Source organism: Asaia prunellae JCM 25354, from assembly GCF_000613885.1.
Lineage (GTDB): Bacteria > Pseudomonadota > Alphaproteobacteria > Acetobacterales > Acetobacteraceae > Asaia > Asaia prunellae.
The window spans coordinates 54,387-72,247 of the sequence record NZ_BAJV01000007.1 but is presented as its reverse complement, the minus strand read 5'-3'; the positions used below and the strand labels follow the sequence as shown (position 1 = coordinate 72,247).

The following is a 17,861-nucleotide window of genomic DNA, read 5'->3' as shown; positions in this document are numbered from 1 at the left end:
TAAAACGGAAGTGGAATATTATTTTCACTATGTTTGCATTGTAATTAAGCAACAGCACGATACAAATGGTAGATTAAGATCATTCTGACATTGCATCGGTGTAACCAACAATCTCAATTGGTGTTCGTACCTTTGAGGAGTAGGTCATCTTGCACGCGCCCTTTCGAAATTCAGAAACGTATCCGAAAGAAAAGAGCCCGAAATTTGCTGCCGTAGGTTTCTGTTTGATCGTTGGGGGCATCCTGCCTTTGTCGCTTTCGGTAGAGGCGGCAAGTATCCAGCATTCCACGCACAGCAAGGCTGGAAACGCGCGGCACCAGGCGAAGGCGAAAGGGCCGGAAAGCCCTCATGGCATTGCGAAAGCCCCCCGTAAAAGCGCCTCGGTGCACGCTACGCCAGTCGTACCAGAGGCATCTGCCACGCGAACCACGCCTTCGCTCGCCTCGGTTACAACGCCTTCGGCCGGTTCTGACGTAATTACGGTTACAGGTACACGCCTTACTCAGTCTCGCCTGACCAACGTTATGGCAGGTGTCACAGTAAGCGCGGCACAGCTTCAGCGCCGTGGTTATTACGATCTCGGAACTGCTCTTTTGCGCGAAAATACAGCCTTCAGTGTGAGCGGGACATCCCCGATCGGAAGTCAAGGCAGCTCTGCTGGTCAGTCTTTTGGGGAACTGCTTAATCTCGGTTCCCAGCGGACGCTTACGTTGATCAATGGCATGCGGTTTGCCGGCGGCTCTTCCGGTGGATTTGGTTCGCAGGTGGATGTCAGCGCCCTCCCCCTTCACTCATCAAGAGTATCGAGACAAAACTCGGTGGAGCTGGAGCTGCCTACGGCGCAGATGCCGTTGCAGGTGTGGTCAACTACATTCTCGATGATCATTATAAGGGTGTCAGCCTTAATGCTCAGGGCAACTGGTCCCAAAAGCTCGATGCACCAGGTGAGCGTGTCGCATTCAAAGCTGGTACGGGTTTCGATCATGACAAGGGCGGTCTCGTTTTCGATGTCGAGTATCGCAATATCGGTGGCATGGTTGCCAACGACCGTCCCGATGTCTTTGGCCGGAATGCGACGCTCTATACGCGCGTCCCACTCGGTCAATCATCACCGTATACCTACATCCTCCAGCCTGGGAGCCGTTTGACGCAGGTCACGGTGACCGGTGTCCCGCAACTAACGGGTCAAGCAAATCCTATCTATACCGGTTCAGCGGGGGCCGCTCTCGCTGGGCAGGCCAATGACGGCATTACCAACGGGTTGAGCAATGTACCGCTGACTTTCAGCCCCAATGGAAGATCCTTGGTGCCGCTTTACGCAAATAGCTATCTGAAGCGCGACGGCACTCATGGAATTGGCGGCAACGGTGTAGCATTGCAAGACTACAATCAGCTTGTCGCCCCTAATAACAAGCTTAATCTTACCCTGCTCGGTCATTACGATCTGACAGAACATCTGCATGCCACATGGCAAGGATGGTACGCGCGCGGTACGGCGCAGAGCCAGGTCGCTCAGGGAACCTGGAGCACGCCTCTCTTCGATAGCCCACTTACCCAGAATACGGGTGGGCAGCTCGATAGCTCGTATTACTCAACTAACGGGACGTGCTCGACGCATTGCGTCAATGGTGCCTATCAACTCAGCACGAGTAATCCCTATCTGACATCTGCTGAGCGATCAACGATCCAGAATGCGCTTATTGCAAATGGCCAGGATCCCGGCACTTTTTATCTCTCACGCCTTAATCAGGATCTGGATGCTGGCCTGTACACGACGACAGTGCAGACCTATCGTTTTCAGGGCGGATTAAACGGTGATTTTACCGCATTCAACCGTGTTTTTTCATGGAAGGCGCAAGGCGAATATAGCCGTTATCTCGATAGCACCCTTCAGCCATCGATCGTTACCGCGAACCTCGTCAACGCCCTGAATGCAACAACCGATAGCAGCGGTAATATAGTCTGCGCACCAGGTTATCAGAACGCGCCTGTCGCAACCCGCAGTTCGACCTGTGCTCCGCTTAATCCATTCGGGTTTAACCAGATGACGCCTGGCGCGCGAGACTATGTTATCTCGGATGCGCGTTATCGCGACAAGAACGCACAACGCGATCTCCAGGCGGAGATAAGCAGCACTGTTTTCAAGCTACCAGCTGGCGATATTCGCTGGGACCTGGGTTACGAACATCGTCGCGAGTCTTATCATTACGATTCCGGTGCATTCTTCCGCGGCTGGCAACAGCCGGATGAAACCTATAGGCAATATGGTAATTCTGCTCCGGTCCCGAACAGTGGCGGTGCTTATCAAACTCATGAGGCTTTTGGTGAACTCGATATACCTCTCGTTTCACCTGATATGCACCTACCTGGCGCGTATAGCCTCTCAGCCACCGCGAATGGTCGCTTCATTCACAACTCTATCACCGGAAATTACTGGACGTATATGTTTGGCGGCGCGTGGTGGCCGACGAGAGATTTCGGTTTTTCTGGTAATGTTTCACGTTCGGTTCGCAATCCGTCAGTAGGCGAACTCTACCAGCCTCGCCAGACCGACTATGAAGCAGGCACTGATCCATGCTCCGATGCAGGATCACGCAGGGGCCCAATCCAGCTATGCGCGCAGCGAACTGCGCCAAGGCAGGCATCAAACAGCCATTCACATCCAATTATAATTTCTTCACGATCCCGGGAACCGTTGGCGGGAATTCTCACCTCAAGAATGAGACCTCAAAAAGCTATACGGCTTCGGCAGAGTTCGCCCCACATTTTATACGCGGTCTCGATGTGAAGGCGTCGCTTGTGGACGTAAAGGTAAAGAACGCCATTACGAGCCTTGAACCGGATGACCTGATGGCAGCCTGCTACGATTCGTCGTCCTATCCGAATAACGCTTATTGCAACGCTTTCCAGAGAAGCTCGGACGGACAGCTCGCAAACTTTCAGGCAGGTTACTTTAACATTGCTCAATATGAGACGCGCGCGCTTCAGAGCTCGATGGATTATTATACGCCGCTGTCGCGCTTTGGCTTGTCGCAGAATGCCGGTGATGTCGAAGTGAGCGGCAACTATACGCATTATCTCAAGAGCCAGCAGAGCTATCTCGGCAACACCTATCTTTTGAGTGGAACAACGAGCGCACCGAACGATCTATTCACCCTGAATGCGAATTACATCAAAGGCCCGTTTTCGGGACAGTGGCAGACGATCTGGTACGGTAAATCAAATTATAAAGTTCAGGTCCCTGCAACGACATATGAGAATAACAAACGGCCATCTTTCGCGTACTTCAACCTTTCACTTTCCTATCAAATCACCAAGAATTTCTCCGGGAGCTTCGTTATCAACAATATTACCGGGGCTCTGCCTAAATATCCCGGCACATATAGCGTGACACGGTATTACGACATGCTGATAGGCCGCTCGTTCCAAATGAGTATTGGGGCGCATTTCTGAGCGAGATAAACCATGAAACTGAGAATTTCTTACTACACAGGACTTCTGTCGGCACTCGCCGTCTGCGCATTCAGCATTTACACGCCCGTGCGAAGCGAGCCCATAAAAAGCACTGTAATAGCATGGCGCGAGGGAGACATCGAAGATGCCTTTGCGGAGGCGCAGGAAAAACATCGACCCGTGTTACTCTATTGGGGGGCCAAGTGGTGCCCTCCCTGTAATCTTTTAAAGCAGACCCTGTTCAAGGATCCGGGTTTTATCGCTGAGACAAATGAGTTCATCCCTGTTCATCTCGACGGGGATGCAAAAGACGCCCAGATTTGGGGGGAACGTTTCAGGATCCAGGGCTATCCAACGGTAATCGTGCTTTCGCCGAACCGTACAGAGATAACGCGCCTATCCGGCGGGTCTATGGCTGCCAGCCTGACCGAGACATTGAAGATTGCAGCGAAGCGCACTGCTTCGGTCGACGATCTGCTGAGCAGGGCTGCCGATCCAGCCCATTTGTCACCTGATGACTGGTACCTTCTGGCAAATTTCGACTGGTTCGATGATGCACAGCGTCGGGGCGATTTTGAGAAAAAAGTTATCACGTTGACGTACCTGGCTGCCTCGGCCCCCACGACTGCAATGCAGAGGCATTTCGCCCTTACCGCCCTGATCGAAGCTTCTGGCAATCAACATCCTTCCAAGCTCACACCGACGCAGCAAAGGCAATTGCGTACGATTCTTCCTCTAATTCTCCCGGATGCATCTGAAGTCAGAGCTAATCGTCAGGAACTCAGCGACAACGTAGCGTCGCTGATACTAGCATTACCTGATCGCGCAGTAAGGCGAAGCCTAGCTAGTCAGTTGACAGTCGCGCTCGACCGTTTGGCTGTAGACACCGCCATCTCACCGGCGGAGAGGCTATCGGCTATTGGTGCGGAAATAGAGTTATCCAAGGCTGATAACAGCGGTAAGATATCGCCCAAGCTGCTTGATAAACTTCATCAGCGCATCTCGTCTGCCGATAAGACAATCACCGACCCGCTCATGCGGCAGGCAACGATGCCAGAGGCGGGACAATTGCTTAAAGAAGCAGGCGAACTGGGAGCTGCAGCTAAACTTTGGGAAGCTGAACTACCCCGTTCAGTAGCACCCTATTACTACATGGCAGACCTTGCGGATCTGGCCGAGTCCCTTAAGGATAATCGTGCCGCAGTGGGGTGGTTGGCCAAGGCGGCAGGTAGTGCACAAGGGCCAGCAACGCGGCTTCAATGGGCAGTATTATACTCGCGCGGTGTGATCAGACTGGCGCCGGACGACAAAGCGGCGATCAGCCGCTCAGCAGACACAGTCGTTGCCGCCTTGCGTGCTAATACCAGCGGATACGCAGCACGTTCCGCAAGGAGGCTCAAAGACTGGGGTAGTATGTTAGAAGCGTGGAGTATACGCCATGACGGTGACGCTATACTCGTGCGTGTTAGTGCGGAATTGGATGATGTCTGCGCGCGTGGAAATTGTCGTAATGTAATAAGACGCTTATAAATGGTCGTCTGGATGTCATGCATCAGCGTTGTTTTCTCAAGGATGGATGGTCTGGCGGCCAGCAGATTGGATCACCAGACGATCATGATTTACGCGACCTACCTGAAGGCGCACAGCACGGCCTCGAGCCTGCGGGTAAAAAAGGGGCTCCAGGCCGCCTGATCGGGCGGACCAAAGGCGGCGTGAGCACGAAGCTGCACAGCGGTGACGGAGAGGAATGGCCGCCCGATCAGGTTCGTCATGACGGCAGGCCAGATCAGCGATCACACCGGGTCGCTGCCCTGCTGGACGATCTGCCCGCTGTAAAGTGGCTCCTGCCTGATTGCGGCTATGACGCCGACTGGTTCAGGGAAGGGCTGGAGGAAAAGGGGATCAGACCCTGAATCCGAGGCCGGAGATCCCGCACGACGCCCGTGAATTACGACAAACGCAAATACCGGCGCCGCAATTGTATCGAGATCATGTCCGGCCGGCTCAAGGGCTGGAGGTGCGCTGCCACACGCTACGACAGATGCCCGACCGTCTTCTTTTTCGCAGTCTGCCTCGCCGCTACCGTCATGTTCTGGCTATGTGTCCTGAGCCCAAGATGAGCAGTTGAATAAACCCCTGCCCTCCCTACACGACGGAATGTTGCCTCAAACACGCCGCTTCACGGTATCAGACCGGTTTGGGAGTGCGAAATGCTGAATGCACAGATTGCTCGCATACGCTCTGGCCTGGGCAAGGTCGAAGGTGCTCTGCATTCTCATCAGCGTTTCGGCTCGCACGCCAAAGGCCTTTTCGAAGCGGATTGCCATCTCTGCAGTTAGTCCGCACCTTCCATTCAGCAGGGCGCTGATCGCCTGGCGGGAAACGCCCAAGTGCTCGGCGACAGTGTTGATCCTGAGATTCTGAGGCTCAAGAAGCTCGGTCTTGATCCAGTCCCCGACATGGACTGCAAGTGAGCTATGCATTTTAAGCGCCATGGTAGTCCTCCAACGCCATATCGCAGAGTTGCCCCTGCTCGTTGAGACGAAAAGTAAGCCGTCAGTTTTTAGTGACGGTCACGGACCAAGTGCCTGCCTGCTCTCCGACCAAAGGATGCAGGCCATAATTTGGAGGCACCTTGAGCTCGTCAAGTGACTCCGCAGCGTTGATGAATGCGAGCATCTTTCGTAATCGGTTTACGTCGCCGACCAGCCCTTTGGCATTTCCCGTCTCGAAAAAGCGTCGAAGGCCTTTGTGGCTGATACTCTCGATCTCCATATATGTAAGGTATGGCATTACGTCGATAACGTAAAGATGATCGTTACGTCGCGCTCGTGTTTGGCGTAGAGTGATAAGATCGATGATCTCAGAAAACGGCTGTTTCCCGCCATTTACCTCCTTCCGTTTCTTTTGATTAGCGGAAGTAGGTTTAAGGCTTCGAATTGGCGAAGGATCGACCGAAAAGCGCACCCCAGAGACCGAAGCCGCGGGTTTCAATCTTCACGCGGCGCTGCGCGTCCGCGCTTGATTCCCGCACGATGGGATTTGCCGTCCATCCGGCGCGCGCGCGCCGCCCGACCCGGGCGGGTAGGCACCCGAAACGCCTGACGATGGGCGGCTTCGCGGATCATCATGGCCAGACGTTCGATTGCGTCCTCGCGATTGCGGACCTGCGTGCGGAAGCGCCTGGCCGTGATGACGACCACGCCATCTCGCGTCGCCCGGCTACCGGCAATTTCCAGCAGCCGCACGCGCACCCGTTCGGATAGGGATGCGGAACGCGCGGCATCAAAACGTAACTGCGCTGCGGTCGCAACCTTATTGACGTTCTGCCCGCCGGGCCCGGACGCCAGGATATAGCTGATCTCGAGTTCATTGTCGGCAAGGGACAGGCCGGGGAGAATAGGAATTGCCATGACGCATCCCATAGCATATCGCACCGGGAAATACCCGCATGCGCTGTGCATGAAGCTTTCAGGCGCCTCCATAAAGAGGTCGGTTACCCCGCATCCTCCTCTATGCGCGTGCCGCAGAGCATGCCTCTATCGCGGTTGCTTTTGGGTGCGGTCGAGAGCAAGCGACCCCACTGGCTTCGCCATGCACATTTCAAATAAGAATTTTAGGGCGTCCTCAGATAAGTTCATCGCGATCGGGAATACTTTCATCAATTCAGGAACTTTCAGTTGCCCGCTTTGAATCATTGTCTCTTGGTGCGGCTCAAGCATTTCCTCTACGTGACGAAAGCTCAGCGGGAAGCAGAAATACAGCCATACCGCATGAGAGATCAGTTCACGCGGCAACCGGTGCCGTTTGCAGCTCGCAGGTGACGCTCTCATCACACGCATCTACCATGCCCGACCTAACGTGATATCACCCTTTCACCCTGCCTACAGCGCACCAGTCACGCCGCAACCCGCAGGTAACCGATAAGAAACTTGTATTTTAATGTAAGACGCAGTTGAGGCCAGCAGAACTATCTTTTCCGAAAATATCGTTTCCATTTGGGAGTGATGTTTTTTCGGAAACTATGCTTGGGTTACCAGGATATTTTTGGCCATCGAATCTCAATACTGCGAAAGAACTCTTCTCATCACGAGCGGAAACATGCACGGCCATATCACGCCAACCATGACTTGAAGATTGGAGTAATATTATTGGAAGTTTGACAACAGTTAATCTGGACACAAGTCGTAACTTGTTATTTTCCTTCCCGTATGATAATATAAGCGTAGTGCACCCACCGGACCCACAGTAGTTGGTTCCGTCTAAATATGCGATTATAGTATTTTCCTGTATATTCATATTGACACGAGATATCAGTATATTGCTATTTTTCCATTCATCTTCGGAAATAGAATGAAGGAGGGCGGATGAAATGCCATCCTTTAGCGAGCTAATCTGGGTACCAGATATGCCTGCCTTTCCACAATCAGGAATATTCTCTGCTTTGGATAAATCGTTTGCAAATGCATTATTACATACAAGAATAGAAATTAAGACAAAAGCTTTTTTCATCTTCACCGCACCTTAATAGAGAACGATTGAGAGCGATTTCATTATCGTCACTAGATTCTACTAATATTTGAAGAGGACCGATGTTGCCTTTCGTGGGGTCCTGACGAAATAATAAACAAGTGATTTAACTGACGACCAGTCTTTACGCTCTCAGAAATATCCCCGGCTTCTGCAGGTGCTCCGACAGGGCTATTGACCGGTGCTGTCACGGCTGTTCGTCGCCTAATACGCTTTCGCTGTCACAGCCCCATTGGGAACGATCAATCCCTTGTTCCAATGATTTGAAGCCTGCGCTACGCAACTTTGACTGGATGGCGTGGATCCGGTCATCGATCTCCACTGTATCGACCGTCGTGAAATCGTCGGTCAGCTTCAGTAGCAGCCCCTCTCCGAATGGGGTTATATCAGGCTCATCCCTGAGCAATGGAATGATTGCCGGGTTGCCGAAATACTGCAACGGTCCAATCACGGGGCTGCCAGTCTCAGCAAGGTTTTCTCCTCTCAGCGTCGGACCATACGTGCAGCTTCTGTATAAAAAACTTGTTGTTACCCTGACATCGCTGCAGAAGCGGAAGCGCGACAGAAAGAAGCGCAAGACCTGCAGAGCGACTTCGCCTCCAGCCCATTTCTCATTGGCCTGACCTTGTCCGAATCCCCCACAATAAAAAGCGAGTGTTCTCAGGTCATTCACACGTGTCTGATAGGAGGGAGAGATAATTGAAATGCTGCAGCGGTCCTTCGATTTCCTGATCTTGAAGCCATCACTGAATATCGAAGTAAAACCGGTAGAGGAATACGAGCCCGGTAGGAGACGATTATCGCCGTTACTCCCGACATTTCGAAAGCCGTCGTTTTTTGAATCTGATTGCGCCAGAGCACACATGGCGTCGAAATTCGAGAAATCTGCCTCAATACCGAGATTGCCATGGCGTGGCCTGCGGCCACTGACCGAGCACGGCATCTGCCAGGGGGAGTGCTGCGCAAACTGGGTTATGAAGTCGCGGCACCAGGCAATATGTTCTGAAGCTGTCAGGATGGGATCGACACCAATTGCCTGAATTAAGAGTTTGTTTTCGAATGTCATTATGGCACATCCATTGTGTCAGGGCCTTCGCTCAATGGAGCAGAGCGACCGCTCTCAATGTCTGAATATCACTTTCTCAGCTTCAGCTCACTTACTTCAGTTAATGTGACATTACCTGTGCCTCACACCATTTTCCGCTAACAAGCGTCAGTTGACGGGATCTCATCGGGACAAAAGGTTTGGTCCATTCAGGTGGGTAAGTCTTGGTTCTTCAACAGGGCAGCGGATCGACCAATATATTGCGGCTCTTTCATACGAGCTGGATGCTAACGAGAAATGCATATACTCCATGTCGATTGTAGCCCCAGAAAGACCAGCAAGGGTCGATGCATTCCGGCGGGAGTTGCTGCACAGCTTCGTGCTCTCGGGCCTGAGAAGTTCGTGACCAAACGCACTATCAGTACCCTGTTTCCATTCGATCATGTGGTAATCGAGAACCGGACAGTCGCCTTGGGTCCAGACGGAAAAAAGGATTTCATTGCGGATAGAACCCTTCTGGTCGATGTGGCAGCAGATGGCATCACACTGGGCAAGGAGGCGCAACAGTCTGATTTTTTCATCCCCCTATCTCAAGGCTGTCCGGGGATGTATCGGCCTTCAAAACATACAATCTATTCCGGTCAGGCCACCCTCTCTGACGATTCTGGCGCTCAGACAGTTGCACTGGAGCAGGCTCCTTCAGGAGTGGCTACAGATCTCCGGGGCAAAACAATTCTTAAAGAGCGAGCCGCCGGAGCCAATTATGACGCCTGAAAGTGTCACGACCAAAGCTCACCCCCCCTTGGCGGCGATCAGTCTGGACAGGAATAGCCCGCGCGCACTGAGCGAACAGATCGCCCTGCACATTGAAAGGGCCATTATCTCGGGCGCACTTCCTGCAGGAACCAGACTTCCTTCCTGGCGTGATCTCGCGACGCAGCTAGGCGTGGCGCGTGGCACGGTACGCGCGGCGTATGACAGTCTGATCGACCGCCATCTGCTTTGTGCAGCGGGCGCTGCCGGAACGCGGGTGGCGGAACGTCTCCCCACGGCTCTCCCTGCCTGTCTCGACAGTCAGCTTCATGGTTCGTCTGATGGAACGGCCGCCCGAGCAACCGGCGGATACGGGCCGCTTGCCCTGTTCCAGTACAAGAGTGACCGGCCGCTTGCGTTTCAGATGGGTATTCCGGCGCAAGACGCTTTTCCCGCCACGCTCTGGGCGCGGCTGCACCGCCAGGGTGTGCAGGTCTCAGCGCTGCAGGCAGGCGCGATGGACCCGCGCGGCTTGCCGGAACTGCGCGCTGCCCTGGCATCGCATCTCGCCTTGGCACGCGGTCTGACCTGCACGCCCGATCAGATCCTTATCACGACTGGCTTTCGCAGTGGCCTCGCATGGTGCTGCGTGCCATTGATTGCGCCGGAAAGCAGGTTTGGGTGGAAGATCCGGGCTTTCCCGTCACACGAATGGCGCTGGAAAGCGCCGGAGTACATCCCGTTCCGGTTGCAGTAGACCATGAGGGGATCGATGTGGCGCAGGGGCGTGTCATGGCACCTGCCGCAGCTTCCGCCCTTGTTACACCAGGACAGCAGGCCCCGATGGGGGTTTCTCTGAGCCCCGCACGGCGCAAGGCCCTGATCGACTGGGCAAGGGAGAGCCACAGCTGGATCATTGAGGATGATTATCTTGCCGAACTGCATCTTGAGGGACGCGCGCTGCCCGCACTGGCCTCGGGCGATGGTGCAGACCGTGTGATCCATATTGGCACGTTCAGCAAGACACTCGCCCCCATGATAGGGCTTGGTTTTATCGTGGCACCCCGGGGTCTGGTTAAACGCCTTACCGAAATGGCCTGGTGGCTTGCAACACCACCCAACAACGCTGTCCAGATTGCCCTGACACGCTTCATGCGCGATGGGCATTATTTCAGGCATCTGCGCAGGACACGCCAGATCTATACCGAGCGCCGGTCGCTTCTGTGCGATACCTTGCAGCGATGCAACGTCCCTGTAGCACTAGGTGCAGGGCTTTCCGTCATATTGCCCCAGCCATCCGGCTTTGATGACGCCCGCCTTGCCCTTCAGGCGCGTGAGGCATTGCTGGCTGTCTCTCCTCTGTCAGCGTGGTTTGCAAAAGGATCACGGGCTCGATCGGGCATCATTCTTGGTGTCGCGAATATTCGCTCCGAGCGGGTCGAGGCTGATTGCCATCACCTTCTCACCCTGATGCGCAGCACGAGCTAGCATATGACGCTGATCACCGCTGTGCCTGACACCCTCATATTCTCCTGACAACAAGGATCCATCCCATGCCCGATTTCCGCCATGGCCTTACGGCTCTCACCCTGCTTGTGCAATGCTTAGCAATTTCATCTGCCTGCGCAGAGACACAACCTGTGCCCGGTTCGGCAGCCTTTGTTGCGGAGGACCCTGCTCTCAAGGCAATGATTGGACGCCCTGTGCCGGCCATGAGCTGGCAGACGCTGGATGGCCAAATGCTCGACATGTCAGGACTTACACGCAAGGGCCCGGTCTATCTCAAGCTCTGGGCGACATACTGCATTCCTTGTCGTGCTCAGATGCCGGGTTTCGAGGCGCTCTATCAGCGGTATAAATCGCGCATGAGCGTCGTTGCCGTCGATATCGGTTTTGGTGAAAAACGGGAGAAGATCGCCGCCTTTGTGCGTAAAACCGGGCTTACCATGCCGGTCGTGGTTGATGACGGAAGGCTGAGCGACTGGCTGAATATCCGTGCGACACCCCTCCATGTACTGATCGATCGTGATGGGCGTCTGGCCTATCTTGGGCATCAGGACGGTTCGGCACTTGAAGCCGCACTTGAACGTATCGCATCCGCCCCCCGTAGAGCGAAAGACCTTCAATCTGCAGACGTCACCCGCATACAGCCTCTCGAGGTTGGCGCCGGGGTACCGGATGTGAAACTGACTGATGCAGCGGGATCCGAGACGACTTTGCGTCCAGCGGGCACAGGCCGCGCTCAGGTCGTGATCTTCAGCGCCCCCTGGTGTGAGAGCTATCTTGCCACCATGGACCCCCCAACTGCACGCCACTGCGCCCGCACAAGAGAACTTGCTCAAAAGCTGATGCCTCGTTCCGGCATCGAGTGGACAGTAATTGGCGCCCGGCTTTGGACCGAGCCAGGGGATATGGCGGCGTTTCGTACCCTGTTCGGCCCCGGCTTCAGGGTCTTGCTGGATCGTGACAATCTTGCCTTCAGCGCTTCGGGGTGCGACAGATCCCGGCCATTGCCTGATCAAGAAAGATGGTCATCTGGCAAAGATACTCGACGGTTCGCGGCCTGACCTAGCCACAGAACTACAGAATTTTTCTGTCCAGAATCATTGAGAGCATTCGGTTGTTCCGGGATCAGGTCCGGTAAAGGCGGCTGATGAGAGCGTCGTCCGTTAGCTGCAGACGGTACTGTCGTTCCCTCAATGAGCTGATAGCCAGTAGAATGTAGCTGGATTTCTGCTTTCCGCTGAGCTTTTTTGCGGAGGAAATGCGGCTTGAACGGGGTATTTTGATCACTCATGAGACGATCCGCCGCTGGAGCCTGAAATTCGGTGCAGCCTGCACCCGCTCTTTACATCGCGGAAAGTCCGGTCTGGCGATCTCGTGCATTCAGACAAGGTGCTGATCGAGATACGTGATCGGGTCCACAGGCTCTGGCGGGTAGTAGATCAAAACACTTATGCTTCCGGCGATATTCTGCAGAAACGCCGGAACACCAGAGCCGCAAGGCGTCTTCTGGCCCTGCAAAAACGCGAGAGCAACCTCCAGACGTTTCGCTTAATGGGCAGGATGGCGCTACCAATCTATCTGCACCAAGCCGACGTTGCCAACCATTTCGCTTTTTTCCATCTCAGCCATGAAGCCGAAATAGCACCCAGACGCGGTTCGAGCCATGCCCTAAAGAGCTGCATCACCCTCTCCCAATCACGATCCGCTTTGCCTGCCTTTCGGAATATTTTCCGCCATTGATCGCAGATACGAATGAGGTCCAACATGGTGATAGACTGCAGTTTCATCATTCCCCACCTTGGGCTAAGAACTCATCAATCAGATAACGGCATTCTTGTTTGGGTTTTGCAACGAAACTGAAGATAAGCGCCCTGTTCTGACTGGTGGATAATCGGATGCAGCGCCTGCTGCCGTTGTATCGCAGGAGCCACTGCAAATCTCGTGCGGGAAGGAAAAACACGCAACCATTTTGCGATCATGTCAGAGAGACACAAGGACTGGAGGTGGGTCATGACATGCTCTTACAGATCGAACATCTTCTTCTCAGCTATCTGCCTCATTACAGCCGTCATCTCCCGGCTATGAGACCTGAGTTTAGGCACCCATGATCGAGGCGGTCCGTCCGAAAGGCAAAACTCTGCCTGGTAAACTGCGACGGACAATATCGACAATTTTCTGGTGCTACCAAAATGGGGTGAAGTGGCGAGTCATTCCTTCAGAACTCGCCACTTGGGGGATTACAGCCTAACTTTTGATCGCTGGGTAAAATCCGGGGTCTTGTGGGTTCGCTTTGAACAAATGAAGGGCACGGCCCGGTTCTGGATATAGTCTTCCTTGCTAGCAGATAACGCTTTTGTTGCTTGCACCATGCTCCATGCAGACAACCTGTATGTCCATTGCTAGACTTCTTGGCTGCGCAGTCCGGAAGAGATTTCTGTATAAACACCAATGCACAAATAGTCTGATTATACCTTTGCCTTTAGCGCATATGGTGGTGATGGCTAAGTGCCGTGGGTGATGTCACGTCAACTGGGTATGCCTGCATCTGAGGCTACTCTTCTACAAAATGGTGGTAAGGATCCTGAATTGCCACCAGTCCTTCCCCATCTCCACATGTGGACGCCACGGGATGCGGCCGTTCCCCGGCATCGTCGAGGCGATCAACTTTGCTGTTTTGCCTGTCGGGTGGTCTGGGGACTGACACAAAAGTCCGCATCCTCAGTGGGTTATTCTTCTCAAAAAGCGCTGGTTCATCGAGACAATGAATGGCGAGAGAGTGGAGATGGGCCCTGGGAATATCCATTTTGGTTAGGATCAGGGAACATCCGATGCAAAAGGAGACTTATCTGGACAATTCGGTGATACACCCTGCTATCGGATGCTTGTCCAGCTTCAGGAATCACCGGCAGCTCAAACAAAGGATCCGTTCCAATAATGACACGGCCAACAATGACCAGACGAACAGTTTTCGGAACCGGTGCAGCTCTGGCTGCAATGCGTATGCGTAAGGCGAGTGCTGCGTCTTTGAACGAAAATCCGTTGATGCCCGCACGCCTGCGCTCCCCCGGCCCTCCTGAAATGGTGCAGGTATCGTCGCCGCAGATCCATCACTCTGATGCAAAACCTGTTTTGGAAGCGGCACGGCTTTTCTCTCTTTACAGCCAGGCAAGCTGGAGCGAAGGACCCGCCTGGTGGCCGCAACAGAGAACGCTGATATGGAGCGACGTGGTAGGGCGCCGTGTACTGGGCTGGCGTGAAGATGGGGCTGTTGACGTTTTGCTCGACGCTACGCCTTTTATCAATGGTAATGCTGTGGCACCTGACGGACGAATTTTTCACTGTGAACATGGTCATCGCGCCATCAGTTGCTCTCGCGGTGCGAGAAATCCGATGGTCGTCGCCACTCATGCCAGCGGACAGCGTCTTAACGCGCCTAACGATATCGTCATCGCGAATGACGGGACGGTCTGGTTCAGCGAGCCTACTTTCGGTATCGAAAATCCCAAGCAGGGAGTTCCGTCCCGTTCCGAAAGCGGCAAAACCTCTGTTTGCTGCATCGGGTCCGATGGGATTACGCATCGTGTTGCTGACATGACCCAGCCTAACGGCGTCGCATTCTCCCCAGATGAACGCGTTTTCTATGCATCCCAGACGCCTGAACACAATGAGGGTGAGATTGCCATCTTTGCATTCGATCGCGAAGGCCCTCGCCTGTCTAACCGGCGCCGCTTTGCTGTAGTTCCCCATGGTATACCGGACGGATTCACCGTTGATCGGCGCGGATGGGTCTGGAGTAGCTCTGGGGTCGGTGTTGAGGTGTTCAATTCATCCGGTCTTCATCTGGCTACTGTTCCGACACCGCACCTCTGCAGTAATTGTGAATTCGATCATGAACAGAACCGCTTATTCATAACAGGAGCGGAATCACTGTGGGTATTACATCTCAATGCTTAAATTATTGAAGATATGACCGTGATTTCTGTACAGGAAGACGTCGATCATAATAACTACATTTTTTTGAATGAGGCGATCGGTTTCAGCCTGTGGTTCCGGGCGGCTCACTGTTCATGTCAGGTAAGCCGTCCGGAACATTTGAAACTTGTATCGCTAAATGCCTGGTTCAGCCAGTTTTCGGATCCAACCAGGTGCCGGCTGAAAAAGTGTGATTCTGGGCACAGGACCTATTAATCTATTAAATAGAGCCAGAAGATGATGGTGGCAGTGATTGTAATGTAGGAACTAGACTCTAGGGCCCTGTTGCAGCGGATCGCAACGTGGGGCCAGGCTTTGTGTATCAGAATATAATCTTGATGCGGGTGCGTTGTTTACAGGGGCTTTTGTCGTGCCTGACGGCTTTTTCCGGCCTGGATGCAGGACTTCATGCTCTTTGCCTGCAAGGCATCCCTGAATCTGTCGCCATCTTAGCTCCGGTCGGCGGTTATGAAGAGTCTCAGAGGGCGGCCCGTTCGCATCGGTAATGGAGTTAATCCTGATATTCATGCTGTTTTTTCGCCAGTCTGGCGATCTACATCCTTTTTTCCACTGGCGGGCCAGCAAGGAGGACATGCCTTTAAATAGATCGCGTCGATTATCACCGCCTTACCTATGGAAACCTCGGATACAGCCGGATCCTTTGTCGTTCGCAGGAAGCGTCCTCTATCCCCCTGCAGCGTCCAGCGTCCAGCGACCATCAGCCAAGGGCTTGCCGTAGTTTTTCGGAGAATATGAGTCAAGCCGCGCCACCTACTCGTCCGTCAATCATAATATATCACGCATCTTTCTAAGCTTCTTGAGGGAATACCTGAATGAATGCAGCCTTATGAAATCAGCAGGTCCTAAGCCTACCCGGCGATCAGCGCCCAGAGCGTGAGGAGCAACCCAAGAACCGAGATTATGAAAACCACGGTTCGAACCACAGGAACACCGGCTGCATAAAGTGGCAGATAGGTTACTCTGGCTGCCAGATAGATGCAGCTGCCCCATTGCGTTTTCCATCCGGCATGACCTGCGAGCAACGCCGCCAGTAGCGTTGCGAGGAACAGGGGCAACGTCTCGAAAAGATTGGCCTGCGCTCGCATCAGTCGTGCCGGTAAAGGCTGTAACTCTGGCATATTGCCGTCTCGTGCGCCCATATTCCAGTCCGTGCCATACTGGCGCGTTTTCGCAGCACCGGCCCAGAAGATGTTCACCAGCGCCAGCAGCACCAGCCCCGCAATGACATAGAATTCGATAAGCATAATCAGGTGTCTTTCCTTTAGTTGGTGGCTTAACCGTACAGCGTCGGCAGGCTGTAGGCTGACATATATCGTACGGCTCGTCTGGGAATTCAGGCGGGGATTTGCTCGATGCCAGCTGGCTGAATTTCACTTTGTTTGTTCTGACCGTGGCGAAAGGCAGACAGGGCTTTGTAAACCTGCATTCTTGCGCGCATGACCGAACCCAATGGCCGATGAGCGCTAAGACCCTGTGACGGGCTGAAAACGAGATGATTCTCGAAAAAGGCCGCCCGCTGGGCACTGAAGGCGTTCTGTACGGGAAAGCTCAGTCTGCCCACTGAACGGAAAGGCGCTTCATCCGCTGACCACATGACGGAGGCATCCTCGATAGGCTGCGTCTCGGCATTGTTCCAGAGCTGAATGCGGATGTCGAACACGACCTCCCGTCCACCGAAATAAGTGACCGTTTCATGCCGGAACCCGTCCTCATCATGGTGTGGATCAAGCCGCCAGGATTGCAGGGCTTCAAGATCCGGCATCATCGGAAATGCTGCGATCTTGGCGACATACGCGCCATAGCGCAGGGGTGCCTGACTGTAATACGGCTCCGAAAGCGGGTGGGAATAGGGATGGCCCAGGAAATCAGCCATCGGGCTCTGCGTTCCCACATGACCGAGAGCATAATTGAAACCACGCGCCAGTGAGGAGACTGCACTTTTCGCCCCCTCGGGCAGCGAGGCGGCCTTGCCGATCACCCCACCATCACGCAGGAAACCTGCGGCTGTGCCCGATGGAAAAGTCTGCCCGGATGCCAGGATGAAATCCTGCGTTTCGGTTTCATGGCCTGGCAGTTTTTCTCCTTTGACCCCAAACAGCTTGAGGGAGAGGCCACGGTGAACGGAGACACGATCGCCCAGTGTCTCTCCCGCGCCTGTGCAAAACGTGCCGCTACAGGGTACTGCCCTGATGTGGCAAAAACGCCTTGGGCCAGTTCGCCCGGAAGATGCGGTGCAACATCGAGTGTGCCAACGACAAGGGCCGTAGGTTTGGCATGGCTGGCTCGCACCATGCGCCCCTCGCGCTTGCCGACCACACGGCTCTGTTCAACCATGCCATCGATAATGCCCTGAATGACATGCTGCTCGTCTTTCTCCGGCGTTTCGACATCCGGGGAAAAAGGCAAGGGTGGGGTGAGCATTATCTGAGGTTCCTGCGCTGCCGGTCAGCTCCTCCAACAGGCGAGGCCTGAACAAGTTGCACACAGGATGTAATGCCTCTCGCTCCATGAGGCCCTATTGCTGCGTTGTGTGGGACCGGATCGCTAATTCTCGACCCAGACCTCATGGTGCAAGTACAAT

At 54.1% G+C, this 17,861-nt stretch carries 16 protein-coding genes and 1 pseudogene; 9 read left to right on the top strand and 8 right to left on the bottom strand.

The annotated features are described in order from the left end of the window. Positions 1 to 859: 859 nt before the first annotated feature. The 4 genes and pseudogenes from JCM25354_RS20095 to JCM25354_RS22355 form a co-directional block, all read left to right on the top strand. Positions 860 to 2,788 (top strand): hypothetical protein, encoded by a 1,929-nt coding sequence (locus tag JCM25354_RS20095; protein ID WP_051537282.1) that lies wholly within the window; start codon positions 860 to 862, stop codon positions 2,786 to 2,788. Then, positions 2,683 to 3,453 (top strand): TonB-dependent receptor domain-containing protein, encoded by a 771-nt coding sequence (locus JCM25354_RS22360; RefSeq protein ID WP_243443963.1) that lies wholly within the window; start codon positions 2,683 to 2,685, stop codon positions 3,451 to 3,453. The genes JCM25354_RS20095 and JCM25354_RS22360 overlap by 106 nt, the downstream gene beginning before the upstream one ends. 12 nt (positions 3,454 to 3,465) lie before the next feature. Continuing rightward, complete coding sequence (locus tag JCM25354_RS07250) at positions 3,466 to 4,983, top strand: thioredoxin family protein (RefSeq protein ID WP_025885517.1); 1,518 nt, start codon at positions 3,466 to 3,468, stop codon at positions 4,981 to 4,983. Between the two features lie 30 nt (positions 4,984 to 5,013). Then, positions 5,014 to 5,573: pseudogene (locus JCM25354_RS22355) on the top strand (IS5 family transposase); the annotation flags it as partial. Positions 5,574 to 5,618: 45 nt separating this feature from the next. Here the strand turns inward: JCM25354_RS22355 and JCM25354_RS07240 are convergent. From JCM25354_RS07240 to JCM25354_RS07220, 5 genes are all read right to left on the bottom strand, one after another. Further along, positions 5,619 to 5,948, bottom strand: coding sequence for a HigA family addiction module antitoxin (locus JCM25354_RS07240; protein ID WP_025885516.1), 330 nt, complete (start codon positions 5,946 to 5,948; stop codon positions 5,619 to 5,621). 61 nt (positions 5,949 to 6,009) lie between these two features. Then, entirely contained in the window at positions 6,010 to 6,228 is a 219-nt protein-coding gene (locus JCM25354_RS17365; protein WP_243443962.1) for a type II toxin-antitoxin system RelE/ParE family toxin, read from the bottom strand. A gap of 215 nt (positions 6,229 to 6,443) precedes the next feature. Next, complete coding sequence (arfB, locus tag JCM25354_RS07230) at positions 6,444 to 6,866, bottom strand: alternative ribosome rescue aminoacyl-tRNA hydrolase ArfB (protein WP_025885515.1); 423 nt, start codon at positions 6,864 to 6,866, stop codon at positions 6,444 to 6,446. A 526-nt stretch (positions 6,867 to 7,392) separates the two neighbouring features. After that, on the bottom strand, positions 7,393 to 7,965 hold the full coding sequence (locus tag JCM25354_RS21035; protein WP_148301426.1) for a hypothetical protein: 573 nt from the start codon (positions 7,963 to 7,965) through the stop codon (positions 7,393 to 7,395). Between the two features lie 205 nt (positions 7,966 to 8,170). Next, positions 8,171 to 9,049 carry a hypothetical protein gene (locus tag JCM25354_RS07220; protein WP_025885513.1) on the bottom strand — a complete coding sequence of 293 codons (879 nt, stop codon included), beginning with the start codon at positions 9,047 to 9,049 and terminating at the stop codon, positions 8,171 to 8,173. Positions 9,050 to 9,325: 276 nt separating this feature from the next. Here JCM25354_RS07220 and JCM25354_RS07215 point away from each other — a divergent pair, with 276 nt between their 5' ends. The 5 genes from JCM25354_RS07215 to JCM25354_RS07195 all read left to right on the top strand — a co-directional run bounded on the left by JCM25354_RS07215 (position 9,326) and on the right by JCM25354_RS07195 (position 15,241). After that, a complete protein-coding gene (locus JCM25354_RS07215) occupies positions 9,326 to 9,802 on the top strand; it encodes a hypothetical protein (RefSeq protein ID WP_025885512.1) in 477 nt (158 codons plus the stop codon). Then, complete coding sequence (locus JCM25354_RS21655) at positions 9,792 to 10,538, top strand: GntR family transcriptional regulator (protein WP_051537280.1); 747 nt, start codon at positions 9,792 to 9,794, stop codon at positions 10,536 to 10,538. The genes JCM25354_RS07215 and JCM25354_RS21655 overlap by 11 nt, the downstream gene beginning before the upstream one ends. After that, positions 10,463 to 11,269, top strand: coding sequence for an aminotransferase-like domain-containing protein (locus JCM25354_RS21650; RefSeq protein WP_199899927.1), 807 nt, complete (start codon positions 10,463 to 10,465; stop codon positions 11,267 to 11,269). Before JCM25354_RS21655 ends, JCM25354_RS21650 begins: the two co-directional genes overlap by 76 nt. A 65-nt stretch (positions 11,270 to 11,334) precedes the next feature. Then, entirely contained in the window at positions 11,335 to 12,348 is a 1,014-nt protein-coding gene (locus JCM25354_RS17355; RefSeq protein ID WP_025885511.1) for a TlpA family protein disulfide reductase, read from the top strand. A gap of 1,873 nt (positions 12,349 to 14,221) precedes the next feature. Continuing rightward, entirely contained in the window at positions 14,222 to 15,241 is a 1,020-nt protein-coding gene (locus JCM25354_RS07195) for an SMP-30/gluconolactonase/LRE family protein (RefSeq protein WP_199899926.1), read from the top strand. Between the two features lie 887 nt (positions 15,242 to 16,128). Here the strand turns inward: JCM25354_RS07195 and JCM25354_RS07190 are convergent. From JCM25354_RS07190 to JCM25354_RS21640, 3 genes are all read right to left on the bottom strand, one after another. Then, positions 16,129 to 16,524: an MAPEG family protein gene (locus tag JCM25354_RS07190; RefSeq protein ID WP_025885509.1), complete on the bottom strand. Its 396-nt coding sequence runs from the start codon at positions 16,522 to 16,524 to the stop codon at positions 16,129 to 16,131. Between the two features lie 89 nt (positions 16,525 to 16,613). Next, entirely contained in the window at positions 16,614 to 17,258 is a 645-nt protein-coding gene (locus JCM25354_RS21645) for a catalase family protein (protein ID WP_199899925.1), read from the bottom strand. Beyond that, positions 17,255 to 17,701 (bottom strand): hypothetical protein, encoded by a 447-nt coding sequence (locus JCM25354_RS21640; protein WP_199899924.1) that lies wholly within the window; start codon positions 17,699 to 17,701, stop codon positions 17,255 to 17,257. Before JCM25354_RS21640 ends, JCM25354_RS21645 begins: the two co-directional genes overlap by 4 nt. Positions 17,702 to 17,861 lie beyond the last annotated feature (160 nt).